The organism is Pseudomonas sp. QE6, assembly GCF_041379005.1.
Classification (GTDB): domain Bacteria; phylum Pseudomonadota; class Gammaproteobacteria; order Pseudomonadales; family Pseudomonadaceae; genus Pseudomonas.
On the sequence record NZ_CP166873.1, the window covers coordinates 3,146,729 to 3,160,460 of the forward strand.

Annotated in this window: 13 protein-coding genes, 1 tRNA gene and 1 pseudogene; 5 read left to right on the forward strand and 10 right to left on the reverse strand. The window is 65.3% G+C overall.

Going from position 1 to position 13,732, the window contains the following annotated elements; translation table 11 throughout:
* Window position 1 precedes the first annotated feature (1 nt).
* The 3 genes from ihfA (at window position 2) to ACAW63_RS14630 (ending at window position 803) form a co-directional block, all read left to right on the forward strand.
* Complete coding sequence (gene ihfA / locus ACAW63_RS14620; protein ID WP_003090661.1) at window positions 2–304, forward strand: integration host factor subunit alpha; 303 nt, start codon at window positions 2–4, stop codon at window positions 302–304.
* Window positions 285–641 carry a MerR family transcriptional regulator gene (locus ACAW63_RS14625; protein WP_015476661.1) on the forward strand — a complete coding sequence of 119 codons (357 nt, stop codon included), beginning with the start codon at window positions 285–287 and terminating at the stop codon, window positions 639–641. The genes ihfA and ACAW63_RS14625 overlap by 20 nt, the downstream gene beginning before the upstream one ends.
* Window positions 642–726: 85 nt before the next feature.
* Window positions 727–803, forward strand: a tRNA-Pro gene (locus ACAW63_RS14630).
* A gap of 294 nt (window positions 804–1,097) precedes the next feature.
* On the opposite strand, the gene ACAW63_RS14635 is transcribed toward ACAW63_RS14630, so the two are convergent.
* The gene (locus ACAW63_RS14635; protein WP_371226291.1) at window positions 1,098–2,003 is read right to left on the reverse strand and encodes a LysR family transcriptional regulator; all 906 of its coding nucleotides are present in this window, start codon (window positions 2,001–2,003) and stop codon (window positions 1,098–1,100) included.
* A 191-nt stretch (window positions 2,004–2,194) separates the two neighbouring features.
* Between ACAW63_RS14635 and ACAW63_RS14640 the strand changes: the two genes are divergently transcribed.
* The gene (locus ACAW63_RS14640) at window positions 2,195–2,944 is read left to right on the forward strand and encodes an SDR family NAD(P)-dependent oxidoreductase (RefSeq protein WP_371226293.1); all 750 of its coding nucleotides are present in this window, start codon (window positions 2,195–2,197) and stop codon (window positions 2,942–2,944) included.
* A gap of 251 nt (window positions 2,945–3,195) precedes the next feature.
* Here the strand turns inward: ACAW63_RS14640 and ACAW63_RS14645 are convergent.
* The 9 genes and pseudogenes from ACAW63_RS14645 to ACAW63_RS14685 all read right to left on the reverse strand — a co-directional run.
* A pseudogene (locus ACAW63_RS14645) lies at window positions 3,196–3,320 on the reverse strand (hypothetical protein); the annotation flags it as partial.
* An 85-nt stretch (window positions 3,321–3,405) separates the two neighbouring features.
* Window positions 3,406–4,161 carry an IclR family transcriptional regulator gene (locus tag ACAW63_RS14650; protein WP_371226295.1) on the reverse strand — a complete coding sequence of 252 codons (756 nt, stop codon included), beginning with the start codon at window positions 4,159–4,161 and terminating at the stop codon, window positions 3,406–3,408.
* A gap of 44 nt (window positions 4,162–4,205) precedes the next feature.
* On the reverse strand, window positions 4,206–4,889 hold the full coding sequence (locus ACAW63_RS14655; protein WP_371226297.1) for a sarcosine oxidase subunit gamma: 684 nt from the start codon (window positions 4,887–4,889) through the stop codon (window positions 4,206–4,208).
* Window positions 4,890–4,892: 3 nt separating this feature from the next.
* On the reverse strand, window positions 4,893–7,796 hold the full coding sequence (locus tag ACAW63_RS14660; protein ID WP_371226299.1) for a 2Fe-2S iron-sulfur cluster-binding protein: 2,904 nt from the start codon (window positions 7,794–7,796) through the stop codon (window positions 4,893–4,895).
* Window positions 7,793–8,107 (reverse strand): sarcosine oxidase subunit delta, encoded by a 315-nt coding sequence (locus ACAW63_RS14665; protein ID WP_371226301.1) that lies wholly within the window; start codon window positions 8,105–8,107, stop codon window positions 7,793–7,795. Before ACAW63_RS14665 ends, ACAW63_RS14660 begins: the two co-directional genes overlap by 4 nt.
* Window positions 8,108–8,117: 10 nt before the next feature.
* Window positions 8,118–9,359: an FAD-dependent oxidoreductase gene (locus tag ACAW63_RS14670; protein WP_371226303.1), complete on the reverse strand. Its 1,242-nt coding sequence runs from the start codon at window positions 9,357–9,359 to the stop codon at window positions 8,118–8,120.
* Between the two features lie 5 nt (window positions 9,360–9,364).
* Window positions 9,365–10,252, reverse strand: coding sequence for a bifunctional methylenetetrahydrofolate dehydrogenase/methenyltetrahydrofolate cyclohydrolase FolD (gene folD / locus ACAW63_RS14675; RefSeq protein WP_371226305.1), 888 nt, complete (start codon window positions 10,250–10,252; stop codon window positions 9,365–9,367).
* The gene (purU, locus tag ACAW63_RS14680) at window positions 10,249–11,115 is read right to left on the reverse strand and encodes a formyltetrahydrofolate deformylase (RefSeq protein ID WP_371226307.1); all 867 of its coding nucleotides are present in this window, start codon (window positions 11,113–11,115) and stop codon (window positions 10,249–10,251) included. Before purU ends, folD begins: the two co-directional genes overlap by 4 nt.
* 316 nt (window positions 11,116–11,431) lie before the next feature.
* Window positions 11,432–12,025, reverse strand: a complete 594-nt coding sequence (locus ACAW63_RS14685; RefSeq protein WP_217985787.1) for a helix-turn-helix domain-containing protein — start codon at window positions 12,023–12,025, stop codon at window positions 11,432–11,434.
* 298 nt (window positions 12,026–12,323) lie between these two features.
* Here ACAW63_RS14685 and glnT point away from each other — a divergent pair, with 298 nt between their 5' ends.
* Complete coding sequence (glnT, locus tag ACAW63_RS14690; RefSeq protein ID WP_371226309.1) at window positions 12,324–13,658, forward strand: type III glutamate--ammonia ligase; 1,335 nt, start codon at window positions 12,324–12,326, stop codon at window positions 13,656–13,658.
* Window positions 13,659–13,732: the final 74 nt, after the last annotated feature.

Genomic DNA, 13,732 nt, shown 5'->3' on the forward strand with positions numbered 1-13,732 from the left:
TATGGGGGCTCTGACGAAAGCTGAAATTGCTGAACGTCTGTACGAAGAGCTGGGCCTGAATAAGCGGGAAGCCAAGGAACTGGTGGAGCTCTTCTTCGAAGAGATCCGCCAGGCGCTGGAGCATAACGAACAGGTGAAGTTGTCGGGTTTCGGCAACTTCGACCTGCGCGACAAGCGCCAGCGTCCCGGACGCAACCCGAAGACGGGAGAGGAAATCCCGATCACAGCCCGGCGCGTCGTCACCTTTCGTCCAGGGCAGAAACTGAAGGCCAGGGTTGAGGCTTATGCTGGAACCAAGTCATAACGACGAGCTGCCCCCCATTCCGGGCAAGCGCTACTTCACCATCGGTGAAGTAAGCGATCTTTGCGCGGTGAAGCCGCACGTGCTGCGGTACTGGGAACAGGAGTTCCCGCAACTCAACCCGGTCAAGCGACGAGGCAACCGGCGCTACTACCAGCGTCAGGATGTGCTCATGATTCGCCAGATCCGTGCGCTGCTCTATGACCAGGGCTTCACCATCGGCGGCGCTCGCCAGCGCCTTACCGGCGACGAAGCACGCGAGGACGCCACCCAGTACAAGCAACTGATTCGGCAGATGATCGCCGAATTGGAGGACGTGCTGCACGTCCTGCGCAAGTAACTGAAAAAAATGAAAAAAGTACTTCTCCGAAGCAAACGCTTGGGGTATAGTGCGATCCGCTTCCAGGGCAACCTGGTAGCAACGTCGGGGCGTAGCGCAGCCTGGTAGCGCACTTGCATGGGGTGCAAGGGGTCGAGTGTTCGAATCACTCCGTCCCGACCAAAAATCCCTAGAAAATCCAGTCACTTAGCGGTGACTGGATTTTTTTATGTCTGTTGCTTTTGTAGCGCCTCCGAGTTTTGCCCCGCCCGAAATTTTCAGTGCTGTCTCCCTTTTTTGATGGTGAGTTGAGGAAGCATTTGCATCGGAACTGACCAGCACGCTGCATGGCTATGACCGTTAGAGAACGACCCAAAACAGCCGGTCCCAACCTGCGAGAAGCGATGGACGTGCGAGCGATGATTGCACGGGGAGTTAACACGGCCTCCGAAGGAGTACATAAGCACTGTAGTGCGCTCAGCCGGCGACTTTGCTCGGAATGCACTCGACGAGCCAATCGATGAACACCCGCAGGCGGTGGGTGACGTATCGGTTCTGCGGGTAAACGACGTGGAACGGATAGGGCGCGGGGCGCCAGTCTTCGAGAATTTCCACCAGCGTGCCGTCACGCAGGGCGGCGCCCGCAGCGTAGGTGAAAGTCTGGATGATGCCCAATCCCGCGATACAGGCGGCCAGGTGCGCGTTGCTTTCGTTAACGCCGATGCGATGCTCGATTTTGAGCTCGCTGCGTTCGCCGTCGCGCTCGAAGCGGAAGGGCACCGCGCGGCCGTTCTGCGGCGACAGGTAGCTGACCAGCCGATGGCCGTTGCGCAGTTCTTCCGGGTAGGCGGGAACTCCGTTGTGGCGCAGGTACTCGGCAGAGGCGCAGGTGACCATGGTCGCCTGGCCGATGCTACGCGCCACCAGCGACGAGGCGTCCATCGCGCCGCCGCGAATCACGCAATCGACGTTGTCGCCGATCAGGTCCACCGAACGGTCGGACACCCCCAGGTCGATACGGATATCCGGATACCGCGCCAGAAAGTCAGGCAGTAGCGGCACCAGCACGTCCCGCGCGGTCGATCCGCCGACGTCGATACGCAGGTGGCCGCGCGGCTTGCTGCGGGCGATGTTGAAGGACGAGTCGATGTCTTCCAGGTCACGCAGTACGCGGGTGGCCTTCGCATAATAGTCCTGGCCCTCCGGTGTCACCGTGACGCGCCGCGTGGTGCGCTGCAGCAGGCGTACGCCCAGGTGCGCTTCGAGCTCCTGCACCAACTTGCTAAGCGTAGCGTTGGGCATGTCCAGCGAGTCGGCGGCGCGGGTGAAGTTGCCGGCTTCCACCACGCGGGCGAAGGCGCGAATGGCCTGGAGCTGATCCATGGAAAAGCCTCTGTAGAGTTGTCACTGGATTATCCATGAGTATGGATAGTCATTCCATTGTGCGCGCTTTTTCCCCTAATCAACGGCTCCTAAAGTAGCGCCATGCCTCACCTGAAAGCGGCGCCAGACGCCGGCCAGAGAGGCAGAATCGTCAAACCTGAAACTCAATTCTTGATCTCTGGGAGCTCATCATGAACAAGCCCTTCACTGGAAAAGTTGCACTGGTCACCGGCGGTAGCAGCGGCATCGGCCTCGGTGCCGCGCAGGAACTTGCCGCGCAAGGCGCGCGGGTATTCATCACCGGTCGCCGCCAAGCCGAATTAGACTCCGCTGTGGAAGCCATCGGTCCGGCCGCCACGGCGATCCGCGCCGACGCCTCGGTGCTCGCCGACCTCGATGCGGTCTATGCGCAGATCGCGAAAACCGCCGGCCGACTGGATATCCTCTTCGCCAATGCTGGCGGCGGCGACATGCAGCCGTTGGGAGCGATCACCGAGGAACACTTCGATCGCATCTTCGGCACCAACGTGCGCGGCGTGCTGTTCACCGTGCAGAAGGCGCTGCCGCTGCTGACCGATGGCGCTTCGGTGATACTGACCTCGTCCACTACCTCGATCCAGGGCACCGCCAACTTCAGCGTCTACAGCGCGAGCAAGGCCGCCGTGCGCAATTTCGCCCGATCCTGGGCGCTGGACCTGAAGGACCGTGGCATCCGCGTCAATGTCGTCAGCCCCGGCCCGGTCCGCACCCCCGGCCTCGGCGACCTTGTGCCCGAAGAAGCACGCCAGGGCCTGTTCGACGCTCTGGCCAGCCAGGTGCCGCTGGGCCGCTTGGGCGAGCCGCGGGAAATCGGCAAGGCGGTGGCCTTCCTGGCCTCGGAGTCGGCCAGCTTCATCAATGGCGTCGAGCTGTTCGTCGATGGCGGGATGGCCCAGGTCTGACGGCGAGTGGCCCGCAATTGCGGGCCGCCCCTTTCCGCTAGCTGCCAAGGCGTGGTGTGTCTGCTTGGGAGCAAAAGGAGAAAAGAGAGAGGAAAAGGGGACAGACTTGATTTCTTTACTCTAAACGTCCGCTTCTGACCGATAACCGCCTTAGCTGTTGCCTGAAGGAGCCAGACGGAAACACGTCTGATCGGGCGGCAGTCGCCGACCACAGCATCACCGTCTGGCTGGGTCTGCGCGAGCATGGGCCGGCCCAACCGGCCGAGATCGAGTTCATCGACGAACACATCGACTACTCGAACCGGGTGGGTGTCCGTGACGTAATCATCCAGGCTCTCAGGCAGCAACGGTGCTCGCCTTGGATGAAACGCCTGATGGACTGCCCTGGCTATGACTCCGACAGCAGGATGGCAAGGGAGGGCATTGGCCAGGTTTGTAGATGGCAGTCTTGCCGTGCCCAGTCAGGTCACCAGTTCGCCTGAAATGCCGTCGGCGGTGTTCAGCAGCAGCTCCAGGTAGCGTTGCTCGGCGCCGCTGGTGGCGAGGACCGCCTCGGGGCCGGACAGGTTGATGGCCGCTACGACTTTCCCGGCGCGGTCGCGGATGCTGGTGGCAATCGCCGTCGAGTAGTCCGAGCGGTGCAGTACCCAGCCGCGCTCGCGGTCCTCGGCGACGGTGTGCTGCAGTTCCAGCAGGGTGCGGGGCGCCGGTGCGGGGTAGTCGTCCAGGCGCACCTGCTGGTAGAGCTGAGCGAGGCCGTCGGCGTCCAGTTCGGTGAGCAGCACGCGGCCCAGGGCGGTCACGTGGCAGGGCAGGCGGGTGCCCACCGGGATGTTCACCGTCAGTCGCTGCGGGGCGAAGGCGCGGTAGATATAGAGGCTCTCGGTCTGCTCGCGGATGCTCAGGTGGCAGGACAGCGAGGTCCTGTCGCGCAGGGCGTTGAGGTGTGGCAAGGCGATTTCGACGATGTCCCGGCTGCACAGGTAGGCGAAGCCGTCGGAGATCACTCGGGCGCCCAGTTCGTACTGGTTGCGCTCAAGCCGTTTCAGGTAGCCCATGTCCTGCAGTGTCTGGACGATGCGGTAGAGCGCCGAGGGGCTGACTCCCAGGCGCTCGGCCATCTCATTCATGCCCAGGCTGCGCTCGCGAGCGTTGAACAGGCCGAGCAGGTTGAGGCCGCGTTCGAGCGCCGGTACGCGGTATTCGCTTTCACTCATGCTGTCTCCCTGGGCGGCGCCAGGCGAAGGGCGCCGCCGGCTGCTCAGTCGATCAGGGCGTCGATGCCCACCGGGCGGCCGTCGAACTCGTCCATGGCGTCCAGCATTGCCGTCCAGAAATACTCCACCGAGGCGCGGTCGCAGAGGATCTGCAGACTGGGTAGCTCGGCACTGCCGGAGTTGATGACGATGACGTTGATCCGCGCCGCCGAGGTCTGCGCCACCGTGCCGGGGCCGAAGGCCTGAGGGCGCAGGTCGACGCCGCAGAGCTTGGCCATCACTTGGGCGTAGTGCGTGCCGCTGAGCTGCAGCCAGGCGTGGCTGTCCTGGCGCGGCAGCAGGTAGTTGGCACTGTCATCGAGTTGCCAGGTCGCTTCCTCGGCAGCGATGCGCGCGCCCATGTCGTGCAGGCTGCCGAGCAGCAGGTACTCGGTCTGCGACAGACGCGCGACCAGTGTGCCGTCGTCCTGGCGCAGCGCCTGGTTGGGCGCGCCCGGCAGCACATAACCGCGCGCCTGGAGGTAGGCAGCGGCGTCGAGGCCCCGGAAGCCCGCGCGAGGCAGGTTGCTCAGGTCGATCAGCGCGCAGCTCCGCAGCTGTGCGTGTTCTTCCTGCTCGCCGTAGCGGGCGACGATGGCGCTGCTGCCCAGCGCGGCCAGTCGGGCGCCGTGGTGCAGCGGGTAGAGCGGGCTGCGTTCGATGAAGTCTTCGGCTTTCAGGCTGGACATGATTCAGAGCTCCTGGCGCAGGTTCTGCGGATCGTAGAAGGGCAACTGGACGACGTTGGCGCGCACCACCTGGCCGCCTTCGACGCGGATCGGGATCTGCATGCCCGGCATCGCCTGGTGGGCGCCGGCATAGGCCAGGCCGACGATCAGGCCCAGGGTCTGCGAGTACTCGCAGGAGGTGACGTTGCCGCTGATGTCGGCACCGTCGAGCACCAGGTGGCCCTCCAGCGGCTGGGCGCTGCCACGGGGCAGGGTGAAGCCCACGAGCTTGCGCTTGAGCGGTTGCGCCTCGAGGATTTCGATGGAGCGCTTGCCGACGAAGAACGGCTTGTTGCGGCCGATGGCCCACTGCATGTCGATTTCCGCCGGATGGGTCATGCCGTCGGTGTCCTGGCTGATGATCACGTGACCTTTTTCCAGGCGCAGCAGGCGCTGGGTCTCCACGCCGAAGGGACGGATGCCGTGCTCGGCGCCGGCTTCCATCAGTACGTCCCACAGGCGTTCGGCGAAACGCGCCGGTACGTGGATCTCGTAGCCCAGTTCGCCGACGAAGCCCACGCGCAAAACGCGGGCCGGGATGCCGGCGACCTTGCCGGTGCGCACGCCCAGATAGGGGAAGGCCTCGGCGGACAGCTCGATGTCTTCGCAGACCTTCGCCAGCACCAGGCGCGACAGGGGGCCGGCGAGGTTCACCGCGGCGAGGGCGGCGGTGACGTTGGTGATGTCGACGTTGAGCCGCCACTGGGCGTTCCACTTGAGCATCTGCTGGTAGATGCGGTCCACGCCGCTGGTGGTTGCGGTGACGTAGAAATGCCGCTCGCCCAGCCGCGCGCAGACGCCGTCGTCGATCACCACGCCGTGCTCATTGGTCATCAGCGCGTAGCGGGTGCGGCCGATGGGCAGCTTGGCGAAGCCGAAGGTGTACAGGCGCTCCAGCAGTTCCGCTGCGTCCGGGCCGCGCACGTCGAGGCCGCCGAGGGTGGAGACGTCGATCATGCCGACCTTCTCGCGCACATGGCGTGCCTCTTCCTGCATGCAGCGCTCGCGATCCTGCGCCTTGCCGTAGTACGCCGGGCGCTGCCAGATGCCGGCGGGCATCATCTTCGCGCCGGCTTCGAGGTGGCGGCGATGCATGGGCGTCTGCCGGTACGGGTCGAAGGCGCGGCCGGCGACGTGGGCGAGCTTCTCCGCCTCGAACGGCGGACGCGCGGTGGTCACGCCGGTTTCACTGATGCTGCGACCGGTGGACTGGGCCACCAGGCGCGCGGTGGGCAACGCCGAATGACGGCCCTGGGACGGGCCCATGCCGACGGTGGAGAAGCGCTTGACCAGTTGCACGTCGCGGTAGCCGCTGCGGGTGGCGTTGATGATGTCGCGCACCTGCAGGTCCTCGTCGAAATCGACGAAGTCCTTGCCCTTGGGGTGGGGGAAGATCGGCCAGTCGAAGTTGACCCGCGGCTCGTCGACATAGATGCGCGGCGCCGGCGCTTCCAGGCCCAGCGCTTCGAGGGCGGCGCTGGCTGCGCGGGCGCCGTCGGCCAGGGTGTTGACCAGGCTGTGGTGACCATTGACCGAGCCGGCGATATCCAGTCCGGCCGGCAGGCCGCTGATGGCGAATTCAGCGCGATCCTCTTCGTAGGCCAGCTTGCCGCCGGCCTGGCAGAGCAGTTGGTAGACCGGCATGTAGCCGGCGGACATGCACAGCAGATCGCAGTCCAGGTGCTCGCCATGCTCGGCGACTTGCCCCTGGCCGGTGATGCGGCGGATGTCCACGCCGCTTACGTGGCGCAGGCCGGGTTCGTGCAGGGCTTCGTAGACGGTGCTGGCTTTGTGCAGCGGGATCTTGCGGTACTTCAGTTCATCGGCGAGGCGGGCGTCGGCGGGGGCGGCGCGCATGTCCACCACGGCGGCCACGCCGACCCCCTGTTCCTGCAGGTCGAGGGCGGCCAGGTAGCCGTCGTCGTTGCCGGTCAGCACCACGGCGCGGTTGCCCGGCTTCACCGCGTACAGCTTCATCAGACGCTGGGCGGCACTGGTCAGCAGCACGCCGGGCAGGTCGTTGTTGCGGAACACCACCGGTTGGTCGAAGGACCCGGCAGCCACCAGGCAGCGGGTCGCGCGGACCTTGTACATCCGTTTGTGCTGGATGACCGGCAGGTAGTTGTCGGCGAACCAGGCGTTGCAGGTGGCCTGGGTCAGCACCTGGATGTTGGGGTGATCCTGCACGGAGCCGACCAGCACGTCGCGCACCTCGGCGGCGCGCTTGCCGGAGAGGTCGAAGCGGGCGTAGTTGAGCGAGCCGCCGAGCACCGGCAGCTGTTCCACCAGCAGGACCCTGGCGCCGGCATTGGCGGCGTCCAGTGCGGCGCGCAGGCCAGCCGGGCCGGCGCCGATGATGGCGAGGTCAACGAACAGATAGGCCTTGTCGTAGTACTGCGGCCGGAAGTCGAGGTCGAGCACGCCGAGCCCGGCCTTCTTGCGGATCAGCGGTTCCCAGACCTTCCACATGCCCTTGGGCTTGTAGAACGAACGGTAGTAGAAACCCACCGGCATGAAGCGCGAGAACTTGCCCAGGTAGGCGTCGCGGTCGTGGTCGAGGCTGCCGGCGTAGTTCTGGCCTTGCACCGCCAGGCCGTCGCGGGCAGGGTGCATGTCGGCCAGCACGTTGGGCTCGTCGGGCAGTTGCACCAGGGTGTTGGCGTCCTGCCCGGCGAGGGTCAGCGGGCCGCGCGGGCGGTGGTACTTGAACGAGCGCGAGAGCAGCCAGCGGTCGTTGCCGAGCAGGGCGCTGGCGATGCTGTCGCCCTCGTAGCCCTGGTAATCGCTGCCGTCGAAGGAGAAGCGCAGCGGCTTCTCGCGGTCGATCAGCAGGCCCATGGGAGCGGGGAGACGGGTGAGGGCGCTCATTGGGCTGACTCCTGAGCTGTGGCTGGTTGAGCGACGGCGAAGTCGATGCGCCGGTCGAAGATTTCCCTGGGGTCGAAGGTGCGGATCACCTGGTCGGTGACCGTGTGGCGCTCGGCCAGAAACCAATAGCTGGAGGCGTTGTGCAGCCACCATTCGAGAACGATGCCGGCGGCGTTGTCACTGTTGAACACGTAGTCGGCCCATTCGATGTCGCTGCAGGTGGCGGGATCGGGCATCTGCTTGAACTCGCCGCCGTAGGTGAACTCGCTGATGTTGCGCGGCCCGTTGAGCGGGCAGGTCAGGATCTTCATGGCTGGTTCCTCAGTGGCTGGCCGCGGTGGCGCCCATCTCGTTGACCTGCTGGAAGCGGCTGAAGCGCTCCAGCGCGAAGGGCGCGATCAGTTCCGGCACCTTGCCACCGCTGGCCACGAGTTCCGCCATGGTCTTGCCGCAGATGGGCGTGGCCTTGAAGCCCCAGGTGCCCCAGCCGGCGTCGAGGTAGTAGTTCTCCACCGGCGACAGGCCCATGATCGGGCTGTAGTCCGGCGTCATGTCGGTGATCCCGGCCCACTGGCGCATCAGCTTGGCGTTGGCCATGAAGGGGAACATCTCGATGGCGTGGGCCAGCAGGCTTTCCTTCAGGTCCAGGGTCGAGCGGGTGTTGTACAGCGGGTAGGGGTCGGAGCCGCCGCCGAAGACGATCTCGCCACGGCTGGTCTGCTGCACGTAGCAGTGCAGCGCCGAGGAGCTCACCAGCGGATCGAGGAACGGCTTGAACGGCTGGGTGACCATGGCCTGCAGCGGGTAGGTGTGGATCGGCGCGCGGATGCCGGCCTTGGCCATCAGCAGCGAGCTGGCCCCGGCGATGGCCTGGACCACGCCGCCGCACTGCACGGTGCCGCGGTTGGTCTTCACCGCTTCGATGCGACCGTCGCGCACCACCAGGTCCTGCACTTCGGTGAGCTGGTGGATTTCCACGCCGCGCTTGGCGGCCTGCTTGGCATAGCCCCAGGCCACGGCATCGTGGCGTGCAGTGGCGCCGTCGATGTGCCAGAGCCCGGCGATCACCGGCAGGTGGCCGGGGTCGAGGTTGAGGCTCGGCACCAGTTCGCGGATCTGCTGGCGGTCGATCATCTCGGTGCGCCCGCCGAAGTGCTTGTTCACCTCGGCGCGCTGGCGGAAAGCGCGCACCGTGGCGTCGGTGTGCGCCAGGGTCAGCTGGCCACGCTCGGAGTACATGATGTTGAAGTCGAACTCGTTGGACAGACCCTGGAACATCCGCACCGACTCGGCGTAGAACTTCACGCCTTCGCTGGTGAGGTAGTTCGAGCGGATCACCGCCGTGTTGCGCGCGGTGTTGCCGCCTCCCAGGTAGGCCTTCTCCAGCACCGCGACGTTGGTCACGCCGTGGTACTTGGCGAGGTAATAGGCAGTGGCCAGGCCGTGGCCGCCGCCGCCGATGATCACCACGTCATAGCGCGGCTTGAGTTCGCAGGGCGGCGGCAGGTCGACTTCCACCGGGTAGTCGGCGCTCAGGCCGTATTTCAGGAGGGCGAAAGGCATGCTGCTTACTCCACAGTGGCGCTGGCGCGCTGCAGGCGCGCGGCAACCAGGGTGTTCTTCATCAGGTAGGCGATGGTCATCGGGCCGACGCCGCCGGGCACCGGGGTGATGGCCGCGGCCTGGGACAGGGCGCTGTCGAAATCGACGTCGCCGACCAGCTTGCTGCGGCCGTCTTCGTCGATGCGGTTGATGCCCACGTCGATCACCACGGCGCCGGGTTTCAGCCAACTGGCGTCGACCAGCCGCGGCTTGCCGACGGCGGCGACGACGATGTCGGCCTGGCGACACAGCTCGCGCAGGTTGGCGCTGCGCGAATGCACCACGGTCACCGTGCAATGCGCCTTGAGCAGCAGGGCGGCCATGGGCTTGCCGACGATGTTGGAGCGGCCGATCACCACTGCGTGCTTGCCGGCGAGATCGCCGCAGGTATCGTGCAGCAGGCGCATGCAGCCGGCCGGGGTGCAGGGCGTGAGCACGTCGCGGCCCTGGCTGAGGCCGCCGACGTTCTCGCTGTGGAAGCCGTCGACATCCTTGAGCGGATCGATGGCCTGCAGCACGCGGTTCTCGTCGATGTGCCCGGGCAGGGGCAGCTGCACGAGGATCCCGTTCACCGTCGGGTCGTCGTTCAACTCCGCGATCAGGTCGAGCAGGATGCGTTCGGCGGTGTCCGCCGGCAGCTTGTGTTCCAGCGAGCGAATGCCGACTTCCTCCGCACGCAGCACCTTGTTGCGCACGTAGACCTGGCTGGCCGGGTCGCTGCCCACCAGCACCACGGCCAGGGCCGGCTGGATGCCGTCCTGGCGCAGCGCCTGGACTTCCTCGCGGACCTCGGCGAGCACCCGCGCCGAAGTGGCCTTGCCGTCGATGAGTTTGACGCTGGGAATGGCATTCATTTGAAGATCACCGTGCGGTCGTGGTTGAGGAAAACGCGGTGTTCGAGGTGGTACTTCACCGCACGGGACAGCGCGATGGTCTCGGTGTCGCGGCCGATAGCGACCAGGTCGTCGGGGGCGTACGCGTGGTCCACGCGCTGCACTTCCTGTTCGATGATCGGTCCCTCGTCGAGGTCGGAGGTGACGTAGTGGGCGGTGGCGCCGATCAGCTTCACGCCGCGCTCGTAGGCCTGGTGGTAGGGCTTGGCGCCCTTGAAGCCGGGAAGGAAGGAGTGGTGGATGTTGATCGCGCGGCCGGAGAGCTGCTTGCAGAGGTCGTCGGAGAGGATCTGCATGTAGCGGGCGAGCACCACCAGCTCGGTGCCGGTCTCGTCGACGATGCGCATCAGTGCGGCTTCCTGCTGAGCCTTGGTGTCCCGGGTCACCGGCAGGTAGACGAAGCGGATGCCTTCGCGTTCGGCCATCGGGCGCAGGTCGAGGTGGTTGGAGACGATGGCGGTGATCTCCATGTCCAGTTCGCCCTTGGCGTGGCGGTAGAGCAGGTCGGACAGGCAGTGGTCGAACTTGCTCACCATCAGCAGCACGCGCATCGGCCGGGCGCTGCTGTGCAGGCTCCAGTCCATGTCGAAGCGGCTGGCCACATCGGCGAAGCCGGCTTCGATCTCGCCGACGTCGCCGGCCAGACCGTCGTTGAAGCGGAACACGGCGCGCATGAAGAAGCGGCCGTTGCCCTCGTCGTCGAACTGCGCCATCTCGCTGATGTAGCAACCCTGCTCGGCCAGGTAGGTGGTCACCGCCGCGACGATCCCGGACACGGCCGGGCAACTGATGCGGATGATGAAGTGGCTGGGGGCGTGTTGCATGTCGGGTCCTCGGTAGGAGTGGGGAGGCAGCTCGGCGCGCAAGGGCGAAAGGTCTACGGCGAAGATTCAGGGGTGAGACGGAATTTCGCCGGTGAAGATTTATTTACTGTCGGGAATATTAATTTCCTTTTGCGCTTTTATAGGCGAATCGAATCCTGGGGTCCATACCGTTGGGAAAATTTTTATCCTGTCAGGAAAGTTTTCGGCCGAACGGGCGAGGCGGTACAGGCCGGGGATGGGGCGTTGGAGGCAGGGAGGCGAAAGGTGGGGCGCATGACCGTGTGCGGTTATGCGCCCGGGGCGGGAGGGCGCGGGGTCAGTCGTTGCCGTAGTTCATGATCGACAGCAGGCGGATCGGCACCTGTACCAGCTTCTCCGGGCCGTGGGGCGTTTCGCCGTCGAAGGTCAGGCTGTCGCCGGCCTGCAGGTGGTAGAGCTGGTTGCCGTGGCGGTAGATCAGTTCGCCTTCGAGCAGGTGGAGGAACTCGGTGCCGGGGTGGGAGAAGGTCGGGAACTCCTCGCTGGCGTCGTCCATGCTGACCATGTAGGCCTCGAAGTTCTTCTTCGGCCCGCGGGTGTGGTTCAGCAACTGGTAGGTGTGACCCTTCTCGGTGCCGCGACGCACTACTTCCAGGCCGTCACCGGCCTTCACCAGCAGGGCGTTGCCATCGGGCTGGTCGTACTGGCTGAACAGCTTGGACATCGGCATGCCGAGCACGTCGCACAGGCGGCTCAGGGTGTCGAGGCTGGTGGACACCTGGGCGTTCTCGATCTTGCTCAGCATCCCCTGGCTGATGCCGGCGATGCGTGCCACGTCAGCCAGCTTGAGCTCCTGCGCCTGGCGCTGGCGCTTGATCTGCATGCCCAGGTATTGCTCCAGGCGGAGGCGCGGTTGGGATTCGGTGGACATTCAGGGTTCCTGCACAGTTTAAGTTCAAGAATTTTATTTTCGCACTGAGAAAGTGCGAGGCGGCCCGGCCGGCATCTTTACTTTCCCATAGTGAAAGCAAGTTTCCCATATATACAGAAGATTTGCCCCCGTGGTTACGGATCACGGGGCCGCACCCGACTTGGCACTGGGATTGCATTCCTAATGGGAAAGTAAGTTTCCTGAGCGGAATTCCTGACCGGCGCCAGCAGCATCCCGCCGGTTTCGAACCCAACAGGGCCACCGATAACGCCTTGCCCTCTACCCGGAGTGATCACCCATGTTGCCAAGCGAAACCCAGCGCACCATCGACCAGCACGGCATCAAGTACGTGCTGGCGCAGTTCGTCGATATACATGGCGCGGCGAAGACCAAGTCGGTGCCGGTGACCGGCCTCAAGGCCGTGGCCGAGGAGGGAGCCGGGTTCGCCGGGTTCGCCATCTGCGGCATGGGCATGGAGCCGCACGGCCCGGACTTCATGGCGCGCGGCGACCTCTCCACGCTGATCCCGGTGCCCTGGCAGCCGGGCTACGGCCGGGTGGTCTGCATCGGCCATGTCGACGGCAAGCCGCACCCCTACGACAGTCGCTTCGTCCTGCAGCAGCAGGTGCAACGCCTGGCGGACAAGGGCTGGGTGCTCAATACCGGTCTGGAGCCGGAATTCAGCCTGTTCCGCCGCGATGGCGAAGGCCGCCTGCAACTGGTAGACGCTTCCGACAACCTCGACAAACCCTGCTACGACTACAAGGGGCTGTCGCGTTCCCGCGAGTTCCTCGAGCGCCTGACCGAGGCCCTGCAGCCGGTGGGCTTCGACATCTACCAGATCGACCACGAAGACGCGAACGGCCAGTTCGAGATCAACTACACCTACAGCGACGCCATGGAGTCGGCCGACCGCTTCACCTTCTTCCGCATGGCCGCCGGCGAGATCGCCAACGACCTGGGCATAATCTGTTCCTTCATGCCCAAGCCCGACCCGAAGCGCGCCGGCAACGGCATGCACTTCCACCTGTCGATCGCCAGCGCCACCAACAAGAACCTCTTCCATGACCCTTCCGATCCCAGCGGCATGGGGCTTTCGAAGCTGGCTTATCACTTCGCTGCCGGCCTGCTGGCCCATGGCCCCGCACTGTGCGCCTTCGCCGCGCCCACGGTGAACTCCTACAAGCGCCTGGTGGTTGGCCGCTCGCTGTCCGGCGCCACCTGGGCCCCGGCCTTCATCGCCTACGGCGCGAACAACCGCTCGGCGATGGTGCGCATCCCCTACGGCCGCCTGGAGTTCCGCCTGCCGGATGCAGGCTGCAATCCCTACCTGGTCACCGCTGCGATCATCGCCGCCGGCCTCGACGGCATCGACCGCCAGCTGGACCCGGGCCCGATGTGCAACGAGAACCTCTACAACCTCAGCCTGGAAGAGATCGCCGCGCGCGGCATCAATACCCTGCCGCAGTCACTGAAGGAGGCCGCCGACGCGCTGGAGGCCGACCCGCTGTTCCGCGAGGTGCTCGGCGCCGAGATCGTCGACGAGTTCATCAAGCTCAAGCGCATGGAGTGGGTGGAGTACAGCCGCCACGTCTCCGACTGGGAGATCCAGCGCTACACCGAATTCTTCTGATCGCCGCGCCCGCCGGGCGCACCCCCTTTTACCCCTCTGGGCGACCGTGAACACAAGCGGCGGTCGCCTGCTGC